This is a genomic window from Robbsia sp. KACC 23696, assembly GCF_039852015.1.
GTDB lineage: Bacteria > Pseudomonadota > Gammaproteobacteria > Burkholderiales > Burkholderiaceae > Robbsia.
Genome location: NZ_CP156626.1, coordinates 585701 through 610276, shown reverse-complemented (window position 1 = coordinate 610276; position 24576 = coordinate 585701). Strand labels below are relative to the sequence as shown.

The window sequence follows — 24576 nt, the reverse complement described above, 5'->3', positions numbered from 1 at the left end:
GACTTGCCTACACTGACTTTCATCGCAGCATCACTTGCTGCTTTCAACTGTCATGGAGGCAATAAAGATGTCGAACGCACACACCCAGTCCCCGATTCAACAAGCCAATGTCGCCACCTCGCGCAATCCGGCGACTGGCGAACTGATCGCCACCTATCCCTACCAAACGGCGGAAGAAGTCGACCGCCTGCTGGACAAGAACGCCGCGGCCTTCCGCCTGTGGCGCGCAACGCCGATGCGCGAGCGTGTTGCGGCCTACGGTCGCCTTGCCGCGGAACTGCGGTCGCGTTCGGAAACACTGGCCGCGCTGATCACCGCCGAGATGGGCAAGACCCTCGGCGCCGCACGCAGCGAAATCGAAAAGTGCGCGGCCACGATCGATTGGATCGCTGAAAACGGCCCGGCCATCCTGGCCGACGAACCGGTCGCGATCGACGGCGACGATCAGGTGCATGTTTCCTATCTGCCGATCGGCACCGTACTCGCCGTGATGCCGTGGAACTTCCCGTTCTGGCAGGTTATCCGCGCCTCCGGCCCGATCATGCTGTCCGGCAACGGCTTCCTGCTGAAGCATGCGCCCAATGTCATGGGTTCCGCCTATGCCTTGCAGGAAGCGTATGAGGCCGCCGGCTTCCCCAAGGATCTTTTTGCAAACCTGATTACCGACAACGACACCGTTGCCCGTGCGATCGAAGACGACCGCGTGGCTGCCGTCACGCTGACGGGCAGCATGCGCGCCGGCTCGGCGGTGGCCGCCACGGCAGGCAAGGCACTGAAGAAGAGCCTGTTGGAGCTGGGTGGTTCCGATGCCTTCATCGTCCTGGCCGATGCGAACATCGATCTGGCCGTCAAGGCGGCCGTTGAAGCGCGCTTTCAAAACGCCGGACAAGTCTGCCTGGCCGCCAAGCGCTTCATTCTCGAAAAGCCCATTGCCGATGCCTTCACCCAAAAGTTCGTTGCCGCGGTCCGGCAACTGAAGATGGGCGATCCGACGGATTCGCAAAATGTCGTCGGGCCGATGGCGCGCTTCGACTTGCGCGACGAATTGCATGGCCAGGTCCAACGGACGATCGATGCGGGCGCGACGCTGCTGCTCGGCGGCAAGAAGGTCGAAGGTGCCGGCAATTTCTACGAGCCGACGATCTTGGCAAACGTCACGCCAGGCATGGCGGCATTCGACGAAGAAACGTTCGGTCCGGTCGCGGCAATCACCATTGCCGACAACGCGGAACACGCGATCGAACTGGCGAACACCAGCGACTACGGATTGGGCGGTAACCTCTGGACCCAGGACATCGCTCGCGCCCAGCGCATCGCGCGCCGCCTGGAAACGGGGGGGGTCTTCATCAACGGCTTTTCCGCAACGAATGCACGCATTCCCGTGGGCGGCGTGAAAAAGAGCGGCTATGGACGCGAGCTGTCGCATTTCGGCCTGCGCGAATTCACGAACGCCCAAGCGGTCTGGGCCAAGACGGTCGACTGAGGGGGGCGGTACGCCGATAGCCCTTTCACGCACATTCAGAGAGAACACCCATCATGTCCAATCAACAATCCAGTCCGGTTCTGCAACCGGTGATCCTCGGCGAGCTTCATCTTAGAAATCGTATCGTCATGGCGCCGATGACGCGCAGCCGGTCCGATGAAGCGGGCGTACCGCCGGACTACGCCGCGGCCTACTATGCGCAGCGTGCCAACGCGGGGCTGATCATCACGGAGGCAACCAATATCTCGGCCCAGGGTCGTGGTTATCCCCGTACGCCGGGCATCTGGAACGACACGCAGATCGCAGCCTGGAAGGAAGTGACGGACGCCGTGCACCGTCAAGCAGGCAAGATCTTTCTGCAACTGTGGCATACCGGGCGCATGTCGCATCCGGACATGCAGGACGGCGCACTGCCGGTCGCACCGTCCGCCATCAAGCCATCGGGGCAGATTCGCGTGCACGACGGGATGAAGGATTTCGTCACGCCGCGGGCACTGGATACCGACGAGATCCCCGGGATCGTCGAGGATTACCGTCGCGCAGCGGAGAATGCGAAGCGCGCGGGTTTCGACGGTGTCGAGGTGCACGCGGCCAACAACTACCTGCTGGAGCAGTTTATTCGCGACAGCACCAATCACCGCACGGACCAATACGGGGGCGCGCTCGAAAACCGTCTGCGTTTTCCGCTGCAAGTCGTGCAGGCGGTTGTCGATGTCTGGGGCGCCGCACGCGTCGGCATCCGCATCTCGCCGGTCACCACCGCGCCGGGCGACACGCCGCTCGACAGCAATACGATGGAGACCTTCGGTACCTTCGTCGATGCGCTTTCCGATCTCGGACTGCTGTACATCCACGACATCGAAGGCGTGACGCAGTTGAATCGGGACACGTCCGACGGCATCAGCTTCACCGCGCTGCGCGAACGCTTCAAGGGCACGTATATCGCCAACAACCAGTACACGCTCGGCCTGGCCGAGAAGACGCTGGCCGCGGGCGACGCCGATCTGTTCAGCATCGGGCGTCCCTTCATCGCCAATCCCGATCTGGTCGACCGCCTTCGCAGCGGCGCGCCGTTGGCAGAGGCGCCGAAGGAATATTGGTACGGTGGCGATGCGACCGGTTATTCCGACTGGCCCGCGTTGACCGGACGGCAAGACCTTTAAATAAGGTCGTCGGCAGGTTCCGATCCCGGATCGGAACCGACACCGCGGATCAGTTCACCTTCAACTGACCGCCGCGACCCAGGCCGCCCTTCACGTCTTGCGCCTTATAGTTACGCAGGGCGACGACCATCTTGTTCCAGGAGTCGATGAAGGCCACGACCGTCGCTTTGCCTGCGGGGGTGCTGGAGAAGCCGCTGAGGCCTCCTGCCGCGCCGCCCCCAATGCCCGCAAGCGCCGCGCCATAGTTGGTCGACGTCGCACTCCCTTCCGCTGCAGCGATTTGAACGGCGGAGCGGACATCGAACAATGTCAGCGTCACGACAGATGCCTTCGTTTGCATTCCGCCGGCCGCCTTCGAAAACGCGCTGTTACCGATGAAGCCCGCGATCACACCGCCGACGCTGCCGACGGCGGAGTCATTGATGATGATTTGCGGCTCGAGATAATAATCGGCTGCCACGCGCTGGCCTTTCTGTTGTTTCGATCCAGCGCGGTATTCACCGGAGTTACGTTGAATCTCCGTGATCCGCGAAATCCGCGAGTCGGTTTTCTGGTTGCCGATTGCCGTGATGACAAAGCAGTTGGACTGCTGGACGGCGAGACGCAATAACGGCTCGATGGTCGTCACCTGAGTGGCACTGCCGAATGCACCGTACCAATCGGCATTCCGTCCATCGTCCACGGCGATCGTCCCCAGCGGGCTCGCGCAACGCTCCAGCTTGTCGTCCGCGCCGGCACTGGTGCCGCCGCCAGCGGCACCCGTCACCCCGGCGTTTTGGCCGCCACTGCTGACCATGCCGCCGCACGCGGCCAAAGTGGTCGTCAGCGCGAGGATCGCGACAGTCTTTACGCCCGAGAATCGAGAACGGAATAACATGGTCTTTTTTATCGAATGGAGGTGGAGGGTAACGCCAGACGTCTCAAAAAAAGAGACGCGTGCTGCCGGTGACGATGGATACGCTCCCGCCTTGCAACAGGGAACGCGTTGCCGCGAATGCAGGATGCTCAAGGCCAATACCAGGCGCTGCCACGCCAATAACCCCTATAGGCATAGCCGCTGTTCCAATAGCCGTAGTACACGCCGCGCCACTGTGTCCGCCATTTGTAGTCGTCCTCATCGGATTGCTTCGCGGCTCGGGCCTGTACCAGGAGATTCGCGGACTCCTTGTCTCCCCGACCGGCCGCGATCGAAAGCCACTTTTCCGCCTCACGCGGATCGGCGCCCATCTCTTCCAGCCCGAAGAGATAGAACACGCCGAGTGCCTTCTGTGCATCGAGATAGCCGGCCTCGGCCGATTTGCGCATCCACACGATGGCTTGATAACTGTTCTGCCCGATGCCATCGCCTCTGAAATAGCGCAGGCCGAGATCGTAGGCCGCACGGGGATTGGTTTCTGCAGCGCGTTGCAAGGCCGCGATACGCGCGTCTTCCTCGGTGCTGGAAGCCGATTGCATCGGCTGGTAGTTCACCTGGCTTTTCGGCTGGACGTGGCAGTCTACGTCGCATATGCGAACGTTTTCACTGCTGCTTGAATTCGAGGCACAGGCTGCGAGTACGACGCAGGAAATCAGAATAAGTCCGCGATATGTCATGCCGAATCTCGCATCTCCCACTCGTACAATGAATGGCGGTCCGGCTTGCCGCCGACACATTGAAAGAATCGAAGCCGCGACCCATTACGACTTCATTACATCACACGGGCGCAATGGGACACCATCCCCCGGCACGATGTCACGCCACCCACCCCTGAAATGTCCGTTCCATAAAGGTTATTTCAAAGAATTCGACGTGTACCGCGATCGGTCAGACGGGCCATCGACTGCCGGCCGACAACTCAGGAAATCCCGAAGTTATCGACTTTCTGCAAGCGAATTGCAAGAATTTTGAGAACTATATAGAAGATTCTGTATCCCTGTCAATATCTCACAAAGGCAAGGCAGTCCTTACCTCAGCTTTCCGACTGGAAAGCAAGGACGGGCGGTAGGCGTGTATCGATTAGGGCTCGGAACGGGATGGGGCAGGAGGCCGCCCACACTACGTGGGGGAGAGAAAAAGGGAGAAAGACGCGCCCGATGCGAGTACCGCACGGCCGTGCGGCCAAGAGATCACTATCGGAGCTCGTACTCCATGATTTCGAGCGGCTCCTCGGCGGCATTGGTCACTGCGATCAGACCCGGGGTGGTGAACAGCGCGTCACCGGGCCGAAGCGAAATCTGCTGCCCCAACTCACCGGGACGTCGATCGATCAAGCGCGCACCGGAGAGCACCACGCGAATACCGGGCCCATCCTGCCGATATACCGGCGTGGTTTCGCCCGGCTGCAGCTTCAAGCGCCACCCCCGCACGTGAGGTTTGTCGAGGATAACGCTGAAGTTCGTCGCATGCGATCGATCGGCATTGCCGTAGTTTCTGCGGGCGAGATCGGTGATCTCAAAGGCGATCTGGTGATTCAAGGTGGTGCCGACATTGCTGACGCGATCGACAATCGGGCTGCGTTGATAATCGCCATAGCGTACCGAGCCGGTCTTCATTTCGACGGGCTCGCCCGGACCCTCGCCTTTTCGCGCAATGATGTTGTGCGAGCCACCGATGATCGTATTGACGAAGTCCAGATTCTGCGCGTGCCACAGCGTGGCGTGCCCCGGTGGAATCATGACGCGCATGACACGCATCACGCCATTTTCCATGATGACGTGATGACGGGGTTCGTCATAGATAGGAACGATCAGGTTGTCATCGTTCGCGTCCGGATCCACGCTGTTCCAACTGACAGACGCGGCGCTGCCCGACGAAGTCGCGCTGTTCGTTTCATTTGCGCGGCCGACCGCCGGCGAGAGCGCGAGCAAGGCCGCACCGGCGCTCGCCAATAGCGCGCTGCGACGTTCGCGATTGATGTCTGTGGTGGAAAGGGGGAGAAACGTATCGGGCATGACCTCTTCCTTCTAGTGGCACCCTGTAAGGGTGGAGAAGCGCCGCGCACGTCGTCGCGGCGGCGCGCATGGAATGCCTGCCTGCCGCGGACTAGGCCAGGTCGACGATTTCAACCCAGTTGGCGCCCCGTCCCACCGGATAGCGTTCGTGCAATTGCAAATGCCCGCTTTGCCCGTCGATCGCAAAGACCGAGAGCTTGTCCGACTTCTCGCCGGCAGCCACGAGCCAACGCCCGCTGGGATCGATGGCGATGCCGCGCGGTTGGCGCTCCGCGGCAAAGCGCGCGACATAGGTGGGCCGTCCGCTATCCGCGTCCAACTGTAAGAGAACGATCGCACTTCGCGTCCTTTCCGTGGCATAGAGGAAGCGTCCGTCCGGCGTTATCTTGATATCAGACGCCCAGATTCGCGCGACGTCCCCCTCGTCTGCACCAGCAGAATTGGCTTCCGCCGCGTTCTCCCGCGCGACGCCTCGAACCAGGCCCATATCGGCCTGCACGAAAAGCGTGTCGCTCACATGGCGCAGTGCCCCGGAACCTTGATCGATTTCGCACTGCGCGATTTCCCCTGTGTGCTGGTGAATCACGTACAGATAGCGATTGTCGGGAGAGACAACCGCGACGCGTGGGCCCTGGCTCGGATCGACGCGCAACGCCGCCTGGACGGTGGGCGTCAGTGCGCCGGTTTCCGCGTCGAAAAGAAACGAGAGAATATGCCCTTCGCCAAAGTTGATCGCGTAGACGAAGCGATTGGAACGGTCCGGGATAATGCAGTGCGCCTTCCCGCCGATCGGCAACACCTGACGCGGAAGCGTTTCCGGAAGCCCCTTTTCGGTCAAACGGAACACGGCGAAATTATTGCCCGCGAACGAGGCGGTGAACAGATACCGTCCGGTATTGTCGAGCGAGAGATACACCTTGTTATCGGGCAAGGCGGTGACGGGGCCCGCTGCCGCCAGGGTCCCCGCGCCGCTATCGATGTCATAGGTGTGGATCGATGACGGCACCGAGCGGACCGCCGCATAGAGCCGCGGCTGCCCCTGTGACACGACTGTCATTGGCATCACCAGCTTCCCGACGTCGGTGGCACCGGTGCGGGTCAGCAAGCCGGTATCGCCATCCAGGCGGTACCCCTCGATTCGACCGTCTTCTGACGTGGAAACAAAAACAAACATGTCGGTATTCGCGTAAAAAAGCGCGCTACGCGAAAGCGCTCCGCGCAGGCAAAACTCGAACGGTCACTTCGTCCCGAACGTCTCGTCCTGAAGGCGACGCAAGCGCCACAAAGTCGAATGCGCCGGCTCTTCGACCATGTCATAGGTGATGACGGTACCGCGCGGGATATCGACTTTCGCCCGGTTCCCCGTCAACAGATGGGCGCAAGCCGGGTTCGCGGACGCGACCGGTTTGGCCGGCGTAATTTTTGCAGTGAGTTGATGGCTATGGTCGTTGCCGAAAATATCCCCGGCGGCGATGTCTTCCGCCGCCACCTTGATCAGATCCCAGCGCGGCAGGAAATCGTCCGAGCCGGTGTCCACGCCCAGTAAGCCCGCCGCCAGCAAACTGACCGACGTTTCCACACCGCAAAGATGATACGGCCGATACAGCACGCATGCTGAGTCGTCGTAATTGGCGATCTGACCTTTGGTGGCCATGACGTGATTGGAATACGCGTTCTCGGCGCGGACTACCAGGAACACGCCACCGCCCAAGCCTGATTCATTGGGCGTGCGCAGGCACGTCGCTAGATCGATCGCGCCAGGCGCCTTGAACACGCCACCGTCGGCTTGCGTGCAATACGCCACCGGAATTTCAGTGATGCGTAACGGCGCGTGCCAGAGCGAATCACGCGCGGGCGCCAGGCCCGTGTAATTGGCGGCAACCGTCATCTCGCATAAATCGTAGGCACCCGGCTGCGGCAGGCCCGACAGAATTTCCGCCCGACGCGCCACATACTCCTCGACGCCGCCATTCGGAATTTTTTCGAGATAACGACGATCGTTTGCCGACACGCTGACGCGTTCCTGATACGGCGGCTTGATATGCTTGTCGGTCTTGATCGTGACGGTGCTCTCGCGCTCGTCATAGACGAATTCGCCGTCCGTCGCTTTCCCGCCGCTGATCACCTCCAACCCGATGACCTTGGCCCACTCGTACATCTGAATGAACAGGCCGTGCTGGTCACCATCCACCGGCGTATAGACCACGCCTTTCTCTTTCGCCAGACGCTTCAGCATCGGCCCGACGGCAACGTCGCAATCCTTGGTGCACATGGCGACGTGCTTGCCATTTTCGATAGCCGATAGCGCATAGTTCGCCGCCCCTTCCGGACTGCCGGTGCTTTCGCAAACGACATCGACGCGCGACAGTTTCGGGACGATTTCGCAGTGATCGGTATAAACGCGGTTGCCTTTCTCTATTTCCGCCTCGGCCCGCGACACTGTCTCGCAATACACCAGGCGAGATGCATCCACGCCCGCCTTCTCGAACGCCCCTTTGGCCAATGTGGCCGACAGATCGGCAACGATCATGACTTCCAGACCCGGCGTATAGGGCGCCTGCGTCACCACGGCGGTGCCGTAGGCGCCCGCTCCGATAATGCCCACGCGAACCGGTGCTTTCGCGGCCGCCTGCTTGAAAAGATGGTGATAGATCATAGTGAATCTCCCAAATGCTGCTTTGTAGATGAGCCGCGCAAGGTAATCGAGACCCCGCGCCGCTGACACGAACCTATAATGGCGGCGCTTGACGCGCCCGCCCCCTTATCTGGCTCGCGGCAGCGGAACGGTTGATCGGACGACTACGGGCAAAGAAACAGGCGCCAGCCGCAATCAACGACGTTGCAGCCAAACCGTACAAGCCGCCCGCGACGGACCCCGTATGCTGCTGAAGAAAACCAAAGGCCGTCGGGGCCGCGAAGCCGCCCAGGTTGCCCACGGAATTGATCAAGGCAATCACACCGCCGGCAACGCGCGCATCCAGATAGCCCTGCGGAATCGGCCAAAACAACGACGATGCGGCCTTGAATCCGATTGCAGCGAAACAGATGGCAATGAAAGAGGACATCGGACTGCCCGACGCCGAGGCGAACAGGCCCAGCGCGGCGATCACGAGGGATAAGGCAACCCACGACCGTTGCGAACGACGCTTCGCCGACAGCACCGCGAACCCGTACATGGCGACGATCGCGATCAGCCAGGGCACGGCGTTGTACAAGCCCACCTGGAAATCCGTGAGTCCGCCGATCCGGCGAATGATGGTGGGCAACCAGAAGACCACTGCGTAGATCGTCATCTGGATGGCGAAGTCGAGGCAGCAAAACAGGATGATTTGCGGATCTTTCAGCAGCGCCAGTTTAGAGACGCGCGCACTCCCCGCGCTCCGCTCGCGCTCCGCCTGCTCGTTCACCATGTACGTCTGGAGCGCGTCTTTTTCCGCGTCGTCGAGCCAATGCGCGTCACGAATATTCGACTTCAGAAAGATCCAGCACACGCCACAGAGAAGGATCGAGAATCCCCCCTCCACCAGGAACATCCACTGCCAGCCCTTGACGCCGAAACCGTGCAAGGACAGCAACAGTCCGGCCAACGGACCGGCGATGACAGACGATACGGCCGCACCGGACAGAATGATCGCTGCGGCTTTGCCGCGATCTTTGTCCGGTAGCCACTGCGCAAAATACAGGATGATGCCCGGGAAGAACCCGGCTTCCGCTGCACCGAGCAGGAAACGCAGAACGTAGAAAGACGTATCGTTACGGACGAACGCCATGGCGCCGGCAACGATCCCCCATGTCAGCATGATGCGCGTGAGCCACGCGCGGGCGCCGAACCGCTGCATCAGGATATTCGAAGGCACTTCGAATATCGCGTATCCGACAAAGAACAATCCACTTCCCAGACCGTACGCCGCTGCGGATATGCCGAGATCGGTTTCCATATGCGCGTTGACGAAGCCTACGCTGACCCGATCGATGTAGTTCGCGATGAACATGATCAGGAATACCGGTACCACGTGGCGCATCACCTTGCGCGCGGCGGATTCCAAAGGATCGTCGCGCCTTACAATAGACTCTGACATGCAAGTGTCTCCCACTTATTTGCAGTCCTTATGAAGTGGCATTGCTTCACAAGGATGCTTCGGCGTCTCGCGCGGCACGGCCATGACATCGCTTACAAACCTGGCGCCCCAACCTTCACTGGACACCATGCTGAAATACCGCGTCATTACCTTCCGGCGTATGCGCCTTCATATGAACCGATGGTACAGCCGATTCGACACGATGTTAAATGGCAATAATTGATCGGACGGCATTCCGATCTGGAATGCCTTCATTGCCCTCGATGCCCTTTTTCAAGGCGCTCGCGCATCCGAATGACCGCGGCATGCGGCGCGGTCAGCACCGGCACGTCGATTTTGGCGCGTACGGCATTGGCAGCGCGGGACGTGGAAAAATGCGCCAGCATCACGACGTCGCAGTCTCGCAACTCGGCCGCGCGCTCGGCGACCAGCGCGTTATGACGCACGTCATCTCCTGCTCGCAGTGCTTCGATGGCGCCCGTTACCAGCACCGTTTCGAGGCGCGTCGATGCCAGAGACGGATCGTCTTTCGCGGCCAACGCCACATAGTCTTCGAATTCCTGCGTCATCGATGCCACCGCCGGCGCAAACGTTGCCAGCATGCCGATACGACGACCTTGTGCGACGGCGGCCTCGAACATGGGCTGATTCGGCTTGAGCACGGGGACGGGAATCGCGTCCGCCAGCCGCTCGATCGCTTCGCCAAACGCGGAACAGGTGGCGAGGATGCCATCGGCCTGCATGTCGTGACCATACCGGCCGAACCGTACGAAGCGTTCGATCATGGCGTCGGACAAATCTTTTTCGCGAGCACGATCGATCGACAGGCCGTCATCGAGCAGATTCACGGTTTCGGCTTCCGGCCAGGCGTCCGCAAAGGCCGCGGCGATAGGCGCCATGGCAACGGGGGTGGCGTGCAAAAGGATGATTCGGGCGGGCATGACGGAATCCCTCCATGCAAAATGCAACAGGATGAAAAAACGACGCGGCGCATGCCGTCCTGTCACGACCGCCAACGCGGCGCCGGACGACGTTGCGCTTATCGGTGATGGGGTGCCGTTTCAAGCGTGCGCGCGTCGACCGGCGATGCGTCAGCCTCCAGCTGTTCCTGCATGAAATCGACGAAATTCCGCACCAAGGGGATGGCGCGCATATCCTTCTGCCAAACCATCCAGGAATTGCGTATCAGCGGCGTGTCGTCGGCATAAGTCAGCGCGAGTTCGTAGAGACCATGGTCTTCCGGGAGAAAGACATTCGACAGGAAAATGCCATAGCCGAGACCGGCCGCGACCATTTCGCGACACGTATCGCCGTGATTCGCGCGCATCCCGATAATGGCGGGCTCCTTGAATCGGTCTCGCCACCAGGCGTCCACGAGCTTGTTGGCGAAGGGATCCCGTCGATACACGATCTGCGGCAACGTGGGGAGATCGGCGAGCGTGATCGGCGTGCTGCTGACTGCACGCGCCTGATCCTGGCTGATAAGCACGCGTTCGAACTCGACATCGGTCTCTCCGCAGATGAAACCGACATGCGCCGTATAGTCCTTGAGGCTTGCAATCAGATTGGCACTGATATCGGCCGACACACTTAGCTCGACGCCAGGAAAAGCCTGTTGAAACTTTTTAAGATACAGCAACAGCGTCGAGCGGGCAAAGCCGTTCGTGGCGCCGATGCGTAACTGCCCGGATCGGCCACTCCCGACCTGAAGAATCGTTTTCTTGATGTCGTCGAATTCTGCGAGAAAGGCGCGCGCCTTTTCGGCCAGATATTCGCCCTCCGGCGTGAATACCACGCCTTTCGAAAACCGCAGGACGATCTGCACGTCCATTTCGCTTTCGATCTGCTGCAGACGCTTCGACAAAGCCGACTGCGTCATATTGAGGCGCAGAGCCGTCTTACTAATGTTCGGTGTTGCGTGCAGCTCCGAGACAATTTTCCAATCAAGGTTGTTCATCGACAAACCTTACTCTTCATCGTTTGTCGACCCAGCTTATCAGATTTCGCCGAGCCGCCTGATACGATGAAGAAAGGCATTCCATTTTGGAATGTCTTGTCACGAAAATAGGTCATACCGCGACGTGGGGTGCGCTCTCCGGCAGCCTCGGTTCACTCGGTACCGTCAGGCTCGGTCGTTCAGCATGGATAACGCGATGCACGAAGCGCAGCTTGTCTATGACTTTCGGCGCCAATGTGAACGGATAGGCATCGGCCAGCCCGAGGCTGCGGTTCAAGCTGTTCAGCGCATACGTCAGCGGAAACCACTGCTTCATGAGCCGATCGAAACTGGCGTTCTCCACCGGCGTCAGCGTCGTCAGCGTCGGTTCGTTCGGCGTATCCGGCATCAATTTCATGCCGCATCCCACTGCCGTATCGAGCGTATCGATGATATGCAGGTAATGCGCCCAGGTTTCCGCCCAATCCTCCCACGGATGCGTCGTTGCATACGCACTGACGAAGGACGTCTCCCAATCGAGCGGCGCGCCGGCCTGGTAATGCGCTTGCAGCGCGGCCTCGTAGTCGGCGCGCTCGTCGCCGAACAATGCGCGGAACGGCTCCTCCCACGCCTGCCCTTGAATCAGGCGATCGAAATAATAGTGACCGATCTCATGCCGGAAATGACCGAGCAGCGTGCGATACGGCTCCCCCATTTCCTCTCGCACCTTGACCCGGATGGCATCGTCGGCTTCCGCGACATTCATCGTGATCAAGCCCCGATCATGGCCGGTCAGCACTTTCTCGCCGCCCGGATCATCCTGGAGAAAATCGAACTGCAGGCCGTTCTCCGGATCGGTGTCTCGGCCTTCCGCTTGTAGCCCCAATGACTCCAGCGTGTACAGCAGGCGACGTTTGGCGTGTTCGAGCCGATACCAATACTGCGCATTTCCCGGCACCGACAAATTGGGAATCGTCCGCGTCAGTTTACACGCCGGGCACAGCGTATCCGGGCTTTCCGCCGGAATCATCCAGTTGCAGACATTCGCCACGGCATAGTTCTGGCATTGCCGGAACAGCCGGCCCTCTCCCTGCGGATGCAGGCTGCGCCACGTCACGCCGCCCGCCGGCTCAAAGGCACTTATCTCCTTAAATTCAGGGACATACCCCAACATTGCCGCACATGCGCCGCAATTGATATTTTCGAAGAAAACGTGCTGCTGACAACGATTGCAATGAAAGGTTTTCATATTGGCATGCCAAGCTCTTATTCTCGTGTGAAACGCTATCGAGCGGCTCAGATCGCAAAAACCGTGCCGCCAGGCCGCCAAGTGCTACCCGATTGCCCAAACCGACGAATCTATGCCGTGGAAATTGTTTCGGGCGGCATAATTCACCCTAGCGTGCCGGGTTCGCTTAATCCAACGAGGAGTCTAGTGTGTCGATTCGTGTCGCATTGAACCATGTTACGCACTACCGCTACGACCGCTTGGTCAGCTTGTCGCCGCAGATCGTCAGATTGCGCCCGGCGCCGCATTGCCGCACTCCCATCCTGTCCTATTCGATGCGGGTCGAGCCCGCCGACCATTTCACGAATTGGCAACAGGACGCCTTCGCGAATTATCAGGCGCGGCTGGTGTTCCCGGAAAAAACCCGCGAGTTCAAGGTCACGATCGATCTGATCGCCGAGATGGCCGTGTATAACCCGTTCGACTTTTTCCTCGAACCGGAAGCCGAACAGTTTCCCTTCACCTATTCGCCGCAGCTCGCCGCGGAACTGGCGCCTTATCTGGTCAAGGGCGCGGTAACGCCGCTACTGGCCCGCTTCCTGGCGGATATCCAGACCGATATCGCCACGGCGCCAAAAGCCACTGCGGATTTCCTCGTCGGCATCAATCAGCAGATTCAGCACAAAATCGGCTATGTGATCCGCATGGAGCCGGGAGTGCAGTCGCCCGAGGAGACGCTCGAAAAAGCGCTCGGTTCTTGCCGTGACAGCGGTTGGTTGCTCGTCGAGACGTTCCGGCAACTGGGTCTCGCGGCGCGTTTCGTATCGGGCTATCTGATTCAATTGACGCCGGACCAAAAGTCGCTCGACGGTCCCAGCGGCACGGAGGTCGATTTCACCGATCTGCACGCCTGGTGCGAGGTGTATCTGCCGGGCGCGGGCTGGGTCGGCCTGGATCCGACGTCGGGTCTGTTTGCCGGCGAGGGCCATATCCCCGTCGCGTGTACGCCTGAGCCGGGCAGCGCCGCCCCTATTTCGGGCGCGGTGGATCAGTCCGAGGTCAGCTTCGAACACATCATGCAGGTCGAGCGCGTGCGCGAGACGCCCCGCGTGACCAAGCCCTTCACCGAGGAAGTCTGGCGCGACATCCTCGCCATGGGTGCGCAAGTCGATAAACAGCTGGCCGATCAGGACGTGCGTTTGACGATGGGCGGCGAGCCAACCTTCGTCTCGGTCCGGGATCGCGATGGGGCGGAATGGAACACGGACGCGCTCGGCCCCACCAAACGCAGCTATGCGGTGTCGCTGATGGAGAAACTGCAGGCGCGCTATGGCGCGGGCGGTTTTCTGCATATCGGTCAGGGGAAATGGTATCCGGGAGAGCAATTGCCGCGTTGGGCGATGTCGCTGTTCTGGCGTACCGACGGCCAGCCCATCTGGCAAAACCCCGCCTTGTTCGCCGACGAACGCGATCCGGGCGACTATACCGCCGAGGATGCGCATCGCTTTCTGACGCATCTGACGGGCAAGCTGTCGCTGAATCCGGCCCATATCGAGGCCGGCTATGAGGACGCGTTCTATTACGCCTGGCGCGAGCGCCGCCTGCCGGTCAACGTCGCACCCGACGATGCGAAACTCGACGACGCCTTGGAACATATGCGCCTGCGGCGCGTGTTCGGCGCCGGCCTGCCGAGCATCACCGGTTATGCGCTGCCGATCACGCGAGAGCCCGCAAAAAGCGGCGAGCCGGCGATATGGCGTAGCGGTCCCTGGCATTTCCGCGACGACACGATGCTGCTGACGCCGGGCGATTCACCAATGGGATATCGCCTCCCGCTCGACTCGCTGCCGTGGGTCGATAAGACCGACTACCCGTATCAGCATCCGGTCGATCCCTCCGTCACGCCGACGCCTTTACGTGCGACAGAGGACTTCCGACGTGCTTATTTCGGAAAAGCTGTCGATGAAGCAGGCGCCGCCGCGGCGGGTTCGACGGACCCGGTAAAGTCACAGCCGCCCTTACCCGGCGAATCCGCGCATTGGGTCCACCGGACCGCCTTGTGCGTGGAGGCACGCGATCCGGCGCGCGCGGCCGGGCCGAAGGTGGAAGCTGCCGCGATGGGCCGCAGCAAGCGCCTGTTGCATATCTTCATGCCGCCGTTGACCGAACTCGACGACTATCTGGATCTGGTCACCGCCATCGAGTCCACCGCGACGGATCTGCAGATGAAGGTGGTGCTCGAAGGCTATCCGCCGCCGCGCGACGTACGCTTGAAGATGCTGCAGGTCACGCCGGACCCGGGTGTCATCGAAGTCAATATCCATCCGGCTGCAAGCTGGGATGCCTTGGTCGATCACACCGAGTTTCTGTATCAAGCGGCGCAGGAAAGCTATCTGAGCAGCGAGAAATTCATGCTAGATGGCCGCCATGCGGGAACCGGCGGCGGCAACCACTTCGTGATGGGCGGCGCGACGCTGGAGGACAGTCCCTTCCTGCGGCGGCCGGATCTGCTGACCAGCCTGATCGCGTATTTCATCAATCATCCGTCGCTGTCCTACCTGTTCTCGGGCATGTTCCTCGGGCCGACGAGCCAGGCGCCGCGCGTCGACGAAGCGCGCAACGACCAGCTGTATGAATTGGAAATCGCCTTCGAGGAATTGCAACGGCAGCTCGACCGATTCGGCGGGCGCGACCATGCGCACATCCCGCCCTGGCTGATCGATCGGGCGCTGCGCAACCTGCTGATCGATGTCACCGGCAATACGCACCGTGCCGAGTTCTGTATCGACAAACTCTACTCGCCGGACGGTCCGACCGGCCGCCTCGGCCTGCTTGAACTGCGTGGCTTCGAAATGCCGCCCCACGCCCGGATGAGTCTGGTCCAGCAGCTGTTGTTGCGCGCCTTGGTCGCGCGCTTCTGGGACAAGCCCTACAAGACGCGGCTCACGCGCTGGGGCACGGAGTTGCACGATCGCTTCCTGCTCGGCACCTTCATCAAGCGGGACTTCGACGACGTCATCGCGGACTTGAACGATGCCGGGTTTGCCTTCGACGCGAGCTGGTTCCTGCCGCATTTCGAATTCCGTTTCCCGGTGGTCGGCGCGGTGCAGGCGAACGGCATCGAACTCGAAATTCGCAATGCACTCGAACCCTGGCATGTGATGGGCGAGGAAGGCGCCATCGGTGGCACGGTTCGATATGTCGATTCCTCGCTCGAACGGTTGGAAGTGCGGGTGCTGGGATTGAACGATAATCGGCATCGCGTCACCGTGAATGGCATGACGTTACCGCTGCAAAGTACCGGCCGGGCCGGCGAGCATGTCGCGGGCGTTCGCTATCGCGCCTGGTCTCAACCGTCCGCGCTGCATCCGACGATCGCCGTCGATGCGCCACTGACGTTCGACATCATCGATACGTGGAATGGTCGATCGATCGGCGGTTGCAGGTATCATGTGGCACACCCGGGAGGACGGAATTACACGACCTTCCCGGTCAACGCGTACGAGGCGGAAAGCCGGCGCCGCGCGCGCTTCTTCGAAACGGGCCATTCGCCCGGTTTATGGACCGTCGGCGAGGCGCAACGCAGTTTGGAATTTCCATTTACGCTTGACCTCCGCCGCCGTTAAATCGGCTTGTCCGATGCGAAAAACGCCGACATCGCGCGCGGCATCGGACCCGATTTTTTTGAAAGTGAACGACCGTGGCATTTCAATCCACTCTGCCCTTCGACGCGGCATCGCCTAACGATCTGGCGGCCTCGCTGCGTGCCAAGCCGATTCGGCAAGGTTGTTGGGATGAGTTGCGCGACCCGTCGGGACAGGTACGCGGGCCGTGGCGCCGCTTCCTCGAACTGCTGGGCGAAGACGGCATTGCCGGGCTCGATCAGACGACCGATGCGATCGCCCAGCAGGTCCGTGACAACGACATCAGTTACAACGTCTACGCGGACAAAGGCGAACCCCGGCCATGGTCCCTCGATCTGCTGCCCTTTTTGATCAGCGAGGCGGAATGGCTGACGATCGAAGCGGGCGTCAAACAACGCGCGAAATTGCTCGACGCGATCGTTGCCGATACCTATGGCGCGCAAACGCTGTTGCACCGTGGCCTGTTGCCGCCGGCCATGGTGTTCGGCCATCCGGGCTATCTGCGTCCGGTGAAAGGTTTCACCCCGCATGGCGACCGATTCCTGCAAGTGGTCGCCGTCGATTTGGCGCGCGCGCCGAACGGCGAGTGGACCGTGCTGGAACACCGCACGCAAGCGCCGTCGGGACTCGGCTATGCGCTCGAAAATCGGCTGATCGTCTCGAATGTCTTCGCCGAGCCGTTCCGATCGATGCACGTACAGCGCCTCGCGCCTTTTTATTCGCAATTGATCTCAACGCTGGTGGAAGGCGGTCGCGCGACGATGCAGCCCGACGAAGGCGGCTCGCCCCGCCTCGCGCTGCTGACGCCCGGCCCTTATAGCGAAACGTTTTTCGAGCATTCCTTCCTGGCGCGCTATCTGGGCATGACGCTGGTCGAAGGAAAAGACCTCACCGTTCGAGACGACAAACTGTTCCTGAAGACCTTCTCCGGTCTGGAGCGGGTGCACGTGCTGTTGCGCCGCCTGGACGACGCCTACTGCGATCCGGTGGAGTTACGCGCGGACTCGACGATCGGCGTACCGGGCTTGTTGCAGGTCATGCGCGCCGGCAATGTCATGGTGTCGAACGTTCCCGGGACCGGCTTCGTCGAATCGCCGGCACTGCATGGCTTCTTGCCCGCCATCTCGCAAGCGCTGCTCGACGAGCCCCTCGCGCTCCCCAGCGTCCAGACATGGTGGTGCGGCGAACAAGCCGCGCGCGACGCCGCGCTGGCGCAGTTGGACGAAGCCTTCGTCATCCCCACCTGGCCCGGTGTCGAACTGGATGGCGCAAGCCTGCGAGGATTCAGCGACGGTCCGCAGGCATTGTCGGACTGGCGTGCACGCATCGAGGCCACGCCGGATGCTTTCACCGTGCAGGCACCCTTTCCGGGCTCCCACGCACCGCGCTACGCCGACCAGACGCTCAGCGGCCGCCCTGCCGTGTTGCGCGCCTATGCGATCGTCGACGCGAACGGCCATTGGTCGGTGATGCCCGGCGGTTTCACGCGACTGGGCGGCGAACTGCAGGCCTATGTCTCGATGCAAGCGGGCAGCAGCAGCGTCGATACCTGGGTGCTGTCGAGCAAGCCCAGCTCGGACCTGTCCTTGCTGCCGACGGCGCTGACGCCGGATGAACTGTCGCACAAGCGACGCATCGTCTCGTCTCGGGCCGCGGAGAACCTGTTTTGGGCCGGTCGCTATGGCGAGCGCGCCGAAAACAATGTGCGCCTGCTGCGCTTCATCCTGTCGGCATTGGAGACCAACGAATCCGAGCCGTTGTTCGACATGCTGGTGGGGCTGGCCAAGCAATTCGGCTTACTGCCGTTCGACACCGAGGTCCCGGCACGCTCGCCGCACGCGTTCGAACTGCTGTTGTTCGCGCATCTCGGCGAACAGGCACCCGCCGCCAGCATCGGCCAGAACCTGGCGAGTCAGGTTCGGACGAATAGCGATATTCGCAATCGGCTGTCGGCGGACCACTGGCGCACGATCCTGGCCGCGCGCAACGACTTCCGGGACGCGATGCGCCTCTTGATGCCGGCGTCGGCCAGTGCCGTGACGGGCACACCGTCGACGGCGCAGACGCCGCCTTCGATGGCGATCCGCTACGACCGCGTGTTGCTCACGCAGACGCTGGAGAATCTGACGACGCAGTTGCTCGCCATCAATGGTGCGCAGCGCGACCGGATGACACGCGACGAGGCCTGGGTGCTGATGTATGCGGGCCGTCATATCGAACGGGTCTGGACGATGGCGAACTACATTCGCGAAGTCGCGGAGAAGCGCCAATTGCACACGCCGCAAGGCTTCGATCTGTTGCTGCAACTGTTCGACAGCACCTTGACCTACCGTTCCTTGTATCCGGGCCGTTTCGAATTGCCGGCCCTGCTCAGCTTGCTGGTGGTCGAGCCGACCAATCCGCGCGGTCTGTATGGCGTGTTCGGGCGCTTATGCAAACGGCTCGACGAAATTCTGCACGCGGCCGATCATCGCCGTGACGACGGCCCCGCCCCGTTCGCCGATGCCAGCCGCACGTTAGCGTCGTTGCCGGGACTCGAAGCGCTGTGCGCGGTGTCCGCCGATGGCGTGCACGACACTTTGATTTCGACCTGCGATGCACTCAGCGACTGCGTCAGTGCCGCGGCCAACGAGATCAGCGCACGGTACTTCAGCCACGCGCAGCCGCCACTGTCGGGGATCGTTCTGTGACGACATCGGAAACCGTCCTGCGTGTCACGCACGAGACCACGTACGACTATTCGACCGCGGTCGAGAATGCACAACACCTGGCGATCACGCGGCCATTGGATTGCCCTTGGCAGAAGGTGATGTCGTGTGTCGAAAAGATCGCGCCCGAGCCCTTGCACATCGCCCAGCGCCTCGACAGTTTCGGCAATCAAGTGCTGTATTTTTCTCTGGAACTCCCGCACAACCAGTTGTCGATGCGCACGGAGACGTATGTCGCGCTGGCACCGCGCTGGACGTCCTTGGTGCCGGCGATGACGCCCGCCTGGGAAACCGTTGCCGAAGCGATGCGTTTCCGGGTTGGCGCGCCCTACCAGCCGGAGACCGAGTTCTGTTACGCCTCGCCGAATATCGGCATGGGCTCGGGATTTCGCGATTATGCGCTGCGGAGCTTCACGCCTGCCAGGCCTCTCGCCGAGGGGGCGATCGATTTGATGCATCGCATTCATGCGGACTTTACGTATCAGCCGACCGTGACCGCGTTCAATACGCCGGCATTGCGCGCTTTCGAGATGCGTCGCGGCGTATGTCAGGATTTCGCGCAAGTGATGATTGCCTGCCTGCGCGCCGTGGGATTGCCCGCACGCTATGTCAGCGGGTATTTGCGCAATGATCCGCCCGAGGGTCAGGAAAAGCGAATCGGCGCCGACGCGTCGCACGCATGGGTGTCCGTGTTTTGCGCTGACCACGGCTGGATCGATCTCGATCCGACCAACGATATGTTGGCGGATCTGGAACACGTCACGCTCGCAACCGGTCGCGATTACAGTGACGTGTCACTGCTTCGCGGCACGATCCTGGGCGGCGGTGCGCATGAAGTCAAAGTCGCCGTGACAGTGCAAGCGGTTTGACTATCGTCGATATTGCATCGCCGCCCCACACGCATCACGTAACGTGAAAAAAGCGCGGAGGCCGACTATGGTTGGCGCAGGCGCTCGACTTTCTCGAGTTCGGCTTGTCGCATCGCCTCGGAGAGCGGCAGGAAACCGCCCTCTTTCGATTGTTCCTGGGCGATGATGGCTTGGCCCGCCGGCGACAGGAGCAAATTCAAATAATCGACGAGCCAGGGCGCAACCGACTGTCCCGGCGGCTTGTTGATATAGATATGCAGGTAGGACGTCAGCGGATAGCGATCGGCGCGCAAGTCCTCCTGGGAGGGCGTGGCAAAGGGTTGACCGGCCGCCGCCGCGATGGGCAGCAATCGCACACCCGGTGTCTTCGATGCGTCGAACCAGCCGACAAGGCCAATACCGTTCGCATCGCTTGCGACTGCCCGCATCACCTCACGCGCATTCGGCAACGTCTCATAATGACTGGTGAACGGCAGCCCCTGCAGCTGACTGATACGAAAAGCGCTGGCAAAGCCGCCATTGTCCGATATGCCGTAGACGTGAATTTGTCGCGACACGGCCTTCGGATCTTTCTCGATTTGGGACCACGTGCGAATATCGCCGTCCGCCGCCCCGGTGGTCAGAACCTGCCGAAGCTGCGTCAGCGTCAGGCCGGGTAGATGGTTCGATTGATTGACGTAGACGGACGGCGGCGTCTTGAAACCTTCGCGCGGCCCCCATCCCGCATAGCCGATCTTGATGTCGATCGGCTCATAGCCCAAGGTGTTCTTGAAATTGGTGCGATCGTTCGGCCAGATATCGCGCCCCATCGGCGCAAAGGCGCTGATACCGCTCGTCAACGCGGGCATGGCCGTAGAGGAGCCGTGCAGATACATCGCAAAGCGAATGTCCGGATGCGTCTTTGTAAACAACGTATTCGCCGCTTTCAGCATGGTGTCCATGCCGTCATTACCGACGATTTGAATCGCGCCGGATGCATCGGTATATCGCGGGGGTGGCTGCCGACCGTCCTGCTTTTCCTGCGCTGAGCCGACAGACAGCCCGATCGTCATACAGGCCAAGCCGATCGCGGCGCATCCCAGCAAGCTTTTTTGAGATGCCCGCGAGAATGCCCGGCGTGCCGCAAACGCTGTTTTTTTCAAGGTTTTCTACTCACGAGAAAGAGGGCGCCAAGCTGGCCGCGCAACTGCTGACACGGAACATAAATAGGAATTGTTCGCATTTATACATTAAAATGCCAAATGTCGCAAATTCTCATATAATCAAAGGGTTAAAAAGGTTTCATGAACTTTTTTTAACTTTGCGCCGATCTCAAAAACGTCTCACTGCCTTGTAAAGGGAGAGGAATGCCGGCTGTACTTGTCGTCGAAGACGATCTCAAAACGCTCGATGAGATCAAGATCGCCTTGCTGGATCACGGTTGCGAGGTCGACACGGCCCAAACGGGTCAAGCCGGGTTGGCGTTGGCGCTCGCCCGCTCCTACGATGCGATCCTGTTGGATCGGATGCTGCCGGGCGACATGGAGGGACTCGAGGTGTTGAGCGCCTTGCGACGTTCCGGGGTCTCCACGCCGGTGATGATCCTGAGTGCGCTATCGGCGGTGGACGAGCGCGTGAAGGGATTGCGCGCGGGCGGCGACGATTATCTGGTGAAGCCGTTCGAATTCATCGAACTTACCGCCCGGCTCGATTCCCTGATGCGTCGAAGCCAGACGCCGCCCGAAACGCCGCTCAGTCGCGTCGGTCCGCTGACGCTCGATTTGATACGCCGCACGGTCAACTATGCGGAGCGCGAAGTGGATCTGTTGCCGCGCGAATATCGCATCCTCGAGTATTTGATGCGCCATGCGGGACAGGTGGTCAGCCGGAGGATGTTATTCGAAGCGGTGTGGGACTATCAGGTGGAAGAGCGCACGAATGTCGTCGATGTCCATATCAGCCGATTGAGAAGAAAGCTCGACCCCTCCGGGACTTCCACCATGATTCATACCGTACGCGGTTCGGGATATATCCTCCGTGCGCCTGATTGATCTGCAACGCACCACGAGCTTCAGGCTTGCCGTATTGTTCCTCGGCATTTTCGGTGCGATATCCGTATTCCTGTTCGCCTATCTCTATATTTCGATCACGGGCTTCGAAAGCGATCGCGTCGATGACTGGCTGAATCGGGAATATGCCGCGATGCAGAGAAAGACCCCGGAGCAGATGGCAGCACAGTTGACCGTATTGCGGCATAGCGATCCGGCCAATCATTTGACGAACGGGATGTATGAGGACGACGGCACTTATGTTGCCGGCGCCTTGCTGACCGCCCCGGGAAAAACACCCGAATTCGGTAAGCCCTTTTCGATGCGCCTGGAGGGTGAGCCGGGAAGGCCATGGGTGCGCTGCATCGCCATCCAGTTTCCGAGTCAGCAATATGCGATGCGATGCCAGGATGCGGGCACGTTGCACCAATTCAACAAGGCGCTGCTCCGCGTCTTGATTGTTGCGGCCGGCGTCACGTTCTCTGTCGGCCTGCTTGGTGCGGCGCTTTTCGGCCTGAGGTCCGTGCGCCGATTGGATGCCGTGACCGCGTCAATCAGGCAGATTATCGCTGGCGATCTGTCGCAACGCCTGCCGACGCATCGTGGACAGGACGATCTGGAGCGTCTCGTCCGCGTGGTGAATGAGATGCTCCACGAGATCGAGCGCTTGATGAACGAAGTCAAAGGTGTCTGCGATGCGATCGCGCATGACTTGCGCACGCCCCTCACGCGCTTGATCGCTCGACTGGAACGCGGTCAACGCCGCGCGCGCACGACCGATGACTATCGTCTCGTATTGGACGATGCCTTCGTCGAAGCGAATGGGATGTTGCGGACATTCAATGCCTTGCTGCGTATCTCGGAAATCGAGAGCGGGACGCGCAGAGAATCCTTCCGGCCGGTCAATCTCGCTTCCATCGTGCAGGATGTCTTCGAATACTACGAGCCGTCGTCGGAGGAGAAAGCGATTCGCTATCGCTGTCAGGTGCAAGAGCACGCCGACTTCGTGTTGGAAGGCGACCCGAATTTGCTCTTCGAAGCGCTGGCCAACCTCGTCGAGAACGCGATCAAGTTCGCCCCCGAACACGGCGACGTGACGCTTCGGCTTACGTGTGATGACACTGCATTACATTTCTCCGTGACGGATAATGGGCCAGGTATTCCCCCGAGCGAGCACGAAGCGGTGCTGCAGCGTTTCTATCGCGGGGAAGCGAGCCGCCATACGCCAGGCAACGGTCTCGGCCTCAGCCTCGCCAGTGCGGTGGCGGCGATGCACGGGATGAACCTGGCGTTCGAGCCCGTGAACGTCGGCTGCCGTGCCGTGCTCTCGCGACCGGTAATGGCAGTGGTTTGAACGCCCCCTGATTGGATCGCCCCTTTTCTGTTAACGATGCTGAAGAATCTCTGGTACGTCGTCGCTCCTTCCGCGGATCTCGGTACGTCGCTGATGCCCGTGCAGATTCTCGGCCAGCCATTTGTCGCGTTTCGCGACACGCAGCAAAAGGCGCATCTGCTGTCCGATATCTGTGTACATCGTGGCGCGGCGCTTTCCGCGGGCGCCAGAAATGGCGACACTGTGCAATGTCCGTATCACGGCTGGCGGTTTGGCGGCGACGGGGTGTGCACCCACATACCCGCCCAGCCGGAGCGACAGATTCCTGCAAAGGCGCGCATCGATGCCTATGCCGTCGTCGAGCGGTATGGATGGATCTGGGCCTTCCTAGGCGACTTGCCCGAAGCGGAGCGGCCTGCGCTACCTGAACTCGGATGGGTGGATGACCCGCTGATTCGTGTCGTACGTGGGCACTTCGATTGGGAGGCGAGCTGGGATCGCGTTATCGAAAACGGCCTGGATTTCGCACACGCGCCGTTCGTGCACGGATCGACGTTTGGCGATGCCGAACGCCCCGAGATCGATGCCTTCGACGTGACCACCGATGCGTGGAGCGGCGAAGCGCAAATGACGATGCGTCGGCCGTCGAAAAAGCGTTTCCTATTCGCGCGTCGGAACACGGACGTTCGGGTCGAGGTGCCGACGGTGCCGGGGTTTCACTTCTCCGGCCCATGCTCGACGTTAGCACTAACGCCCCGCGCGAGCTGGAAGATTCATATCGTTGCGGCACATGTGCCGGTGGCAGCAAACCGTACGCGGACCTGGTGGATGATGGGACGTTCCTTCCTGCGTTCGCCGCTGTTTGACCGACAGACGATTCAACGCAATCTACGCATCTTCGAACAGGATCACGCGGTCTTGCGCAACGTACGGCCTGAGCGCGTGCCGGATGATTGGCAGCAGGAAGTGTCGGTGAAATCGGATGCCTTGCAAATCGCCTTCCGGCGTCGGCTCAAGGAGCTGGAAGCGAAGGGCTGGCGCATCGACGAGGGGCGGATCGAAGCGGAGTATCGCGGACGTCGCGCCTGCGCGATTCCAAGCCCCGCGCGACGCGATGCGACCTCGTGGGCGATCGATGCGATTCCGGTGGTTATTCAAAAGTAGGACGAATACGG

The 24576-nt window shown here is 60.8% G+C and carries 18 protein-coding genes; 8 read left to right on the top strand and 10 right to left on the bottom strand.

Going from position 1 to position 24576, the window contains the following annotated elements; genetic code table 11:
* The first annotated feature begins 67 nt into the window (after nt 1-67).
* Both ABEG21_RS02435 and ABEG21_RS02430 read left to right on the top strand, forming a co-directional pair.
* Nucleotides 68-1483 carry an NAD-dependent succinate-semialdehyde dehydrogenase gene (locus ABEG21_RS02435; RefSeq protein WP_347555695.1) on the top strand — a complete coding sequence of 472 codons (1416 nt, stop codon included), beginning with the start codon at nt 68-70 and terminating at the stop codon, nt 1481-1483.
* A 53-nt stretch (nt 1484-1536) separates the two neighbouring features.
* Nucleotides 1537-2646 carry an alkene reductase gene (locus ABEG21_RS02430; RefSeq protein ID WP_347555694.1) on the top strand — a complete coding sequence of 370 codons (1110 nt, stop codon included), beginning with the start codon at nt 1537-1539 and terminating at the stop codon, nt 2644-2646.
* A gap of 49 nt (nt 2647-2695) precedes the next feature.
* Here the strand turns inward: ABEG21_RS02430 and ABEG21_RS02425 are convergent, their stop codons facing one another.
* The 9 genes from ABEG21_RS02425 to ABEG21_RS02385 all read right to left on the bottom strand — a co-directional run bounded on the left by ABEG21_RS02425 (nt 2696) and on the right by ABEG21_RS02385 (nt 12841).
* Nucleotides 2696-3523: a hypothetical protein gene (locus ABEG21_RS02425; RefSeq protein WP_347555693.1), complete on the bottom strand. Its 828-nt coding sequence runs from the start codon at nt 3521-3523 to the stop codon at nt 2696-2698.
* Nucleotides 3524-3651: 128 nt separating this feature from the next.
* A complete protein-coding gene (locus ABEG21_RS02420; protein ID WP_347555692.1) occupies nt 3652-4239 on the bottom strand; it encodes a sel1 repeat family protein in 588 nt (195 codons plus the stop codon).
* Nucleotides 4240-4755: 516 nt separating this feature from the next.
* Complete coding sequence (locus tag ABEG21_RS02415) at nt 4756-5577, bottom strand: hypothetical protein (protein WP_347555691.1); 822 nt, start codon at nt 5575-5577, stop codon at nt 4756-4758.
* A 91-nt stretch (nt 5578-5668) separates the two neighbouring features.
* Complete coding sequence (locus tag ABEG21_RS02410) at nt 5669-6751, bottom strand: beta-propeller fold lactonase family protein (RefSeq protein ID WP_347555690.1); 1083 nt, start codon at nt 6749-6751, stop codon at nt 5669-5671.
* 63 nt (nt 6752-6814) lie between these two features.
* On the bottom strand, nt 6815-8233 hold the full coding sequence (locus ABEG21_RS02405) for an SAF domain-containing protein (RefSeq protein ID WP_347555689.1): 1419 nt from the start codon (nt 8231-8233) through the stop codon (nt 6815-6817).
* Between the two features lie 73 nt (nt 8234-8306).
* A complete protein-coding gene (locus tag ABEG21_RS02400; protein WP_347555688.1) occupies nt 8307-9656 on the bottom strand; it encodes an MFS transporter in 1350 nt (449 codons plus the stop codon).
* A gap of 251 nt (nt 9657-9907) precedes the next feature.
* Nucleotides 9908-10597 (bottom strand): arylsulfatase, encoded by a 690-nt coding sequence (locus tag ABEG21_RS02395; protein WP_347555687.1) that lies wholly within the window; start codon nt 10595-10597, stop codon nt 9908-9910.
* A gap of 98 nt (nt 10598-10695) precedes the next feature.
* The gene (locus ABEG21_RS02390; protein WP_347555686.1) at nt 10696-11613 is read right to left on the bottom strand and encodes a LysR family transcriptional regulator; all 918 of its coding nucleotides are present in this window, start codon (nt 11611-11613) and stop codon (nt 10696-10698) included.
* Between the two features lie 112 nt (nt 11614-11725).
* Nucleotides 11726-12841 (bottom strand): putative zinc-binding metallopeptidase, encoded by a 1116-nt coding sequence (locus ABEG21_RS02385; protein ID WP_347555685.1) that lies wholly within the window; start codon nt 12839-12841, stop codon nt 11726-11728.
* A 188-nt stretch (nt 12842-13029) separates the two neighbouring features.
* Between ABEG21_RS02385 and ABEG21_RS02380 the strand changes: the two genes are divergently transcribed.
* From ABEG21_RS02380 to ABEG21_RS02370, 3 genes are all read left to right on the top strand, one after another.
* Entirely contained in the window at nt 13030-16446 is a 3417-nt protein-coding gene (locus tag ABEG21_RS02380) for a transglutaminase family protein (protein WP_347555684.1), read from the top strand.
* 74 nt (nt 16447-16520) lie between these two features.
* Nucleotides 16521-19154, top strand: a complete 2634-nt coding sequence (locus tag ABEG21_RS02375) for a circularly permuted type 2 ATP-grasp protein (RefSeq protein ID WP_347555683.1) — start codon at nt 16521-16523, stop codon at nt 19152-19154.
* Entirely contained in the window at nt 19151-20041 is an 891-nt protein-coding gene (locus tag ABEG21_RS02370; protein ID WP_347555682.1) for a transglutaminase family protein, read from the top strand. Before ABEG21_RS02375 ends, ABEG21_RS02370 begins: the two co-directional genes overlap by 4 nt.
* 65 nt (nt 20042-20106) lie before the next feature.
* On the opposite strand, the gene ABEG21_RS02365 is transcribed toward ABEG21_RS02370, so the two are convergent.
* Nucleotides 20107-21093, bottom strand: a complete 987-nt coding sequence (locus ABEG21_RS02365; protein ID WP_347555681.1) for a substrate-binding domain-containing protein — start codon at nt 21091-21093, stop codon at nt 20107-20109.
* A gap of 294 nt (nt 21094-21387) precedes the next feature.
* On the opposite strand from ABEG21_RS02365, the gene ABEG21_RS02360 reads away from it, so the two are divergent.
* From ABEG21_RS02360 to ABEG21_RS02350, 3 genes are read left to right on the top strand one after another with little or no spacing between them, the layout of a single operon-like run.
* Nucleotides 21388-22071: a response regulator transcription factor gene (locus tag ABEG21_RS02360; RefSeq protein WP_347555680.1), complete on the top strand. Its 684-nt coding sequence runs from the start codon at nt 21388-21390 to the stop codon at nt 22069-22071.
* Complete coding sequence (locus tag ABEG21_RS02355; protein WP_347555679.1) at nt 22058-23422, top strand: HAMP domain-containing sensor histidine kinase; 1365 nt, start codon at nt 22058-22060, stop codon at nt 23420-23422. Before ABEG21_RS02360 ends, ABEG21_RS02355 begins: the two co-directional genes overlap by 14 nt.
* Nucleotides 23423-23458: 36 nt before the next feature.
* Entirely contained in the window at nt 23459-24565 is a 1107-nt protein-coding gene (locus ABEG21_RS02350; RefSeq protein WP_347555678.1) for an aromatic ring-hydroxylating dioxygenase subunit alpha, read from the top strand.
* Nucleotides 24566-24576 lie beyond the last annotated feature (11 nt).

Bases quoted from the DNA above. Each gene is read 5' to 3' on its own strand.
- ABEG21_RS02435 (WP_347555695.1), top strand. From the start codon at position 68: ATGTCGAACGCACACACCCAGTCCCCGATTCAACAAGCCAATGTCGCC.
- ABEG21_RS02430 (WP_347555694.1), top strand. From the start codon at position 1,537: ATGTCCAATCAACAATCCAGTCCGGTTCTGCAACCGGTGATCCTCGGC.
- ABEG21_RS02425 (WP_347555693.1), bottom strand. From the start codon at position 3,523: ATGTTATTCCGTTCTCGATTCTCGGGCGTAAAGACTGTCGCGATCCTC.
- ABEG21_RS02420 (WP_347555692.1), bottom strand. From the start codon at position 4,239: ATGACATATCGCGGACTTATTCTGATTTCCTGCGTCGTACTCGCAGCC.
- ABEG21_RS02415 (WP_347555691.1), bottom strand. From the start codon at position 5,577: ATGCCCGATACGTTTCTCCCCCTTTCCACCACAGACATCAATCGCGAA.
- ABEG21_RS02410 (WP_347555690.1), bottom strand. From the start codon at position 6,751: ATGTTTGTTTTTGTTTCCACGTCAGAAGACGGTCGAATCGAGGGGTAC.
- ABEG21_RS02405 (WP_347555689.1), bottom strand. From the start codon at position 8,233: ATGATCTATCACCATCTTTTCAAGCAGGCGGCCGCGAAAGCACCGGTT.
- ABEG21_RS02400 (WP_347555688.1), bottom strand. From the start codon at position 9,656: ATGTCAGAGTCTATTGTAAGGCGCGACGATCCTTTGGAATCCGCCGCG.
- ABEG21_RS02395 (WP_347555687.1), bottom strand. From the start codon at position 10,597: ATGCCCGCCCGAATCATCCTTTTGCACGCCACCCCCGTTGCCATGGCG.
- ABEG21_RS02390 (WP_347555686.1), bottom strand. From the start codon at position 11,613: ATGAACAACCTTGATTGGAAAATTGTCTCGGAGCTGCACGCAACACCG.
- ABEG21_RS02385 (WP_347555685.1), bottom strand. From the start codon at position 12,841: ATGAAAACCTTTCATTGCAATCGTTGTCAGCAGCACGTTTTCTTCGAA.
- ABEG21_RS02365 (WP_347555681.1), bottom strand. From the start codon at position 21,093: ATGACGATCGGGCTGTCTGTCGGCTCAGCGCAGGAAAAGCAGGACGGT.
- ABEG21_RS02360 (WP_347555680.1), top strand. From the start codon at position 21,388: ATGCCGGCTGTACTTGTCGTCGAAGACGATCTCAAAACGCTCGATGAG.
- ABEG21_RS02350 (WP_347555678.1), top strand. From the start codon at position 23,459: ATGCTGAAGAATCTCTGGTACGTCGTCGCTCCTTCCGCGGATCTCGGT.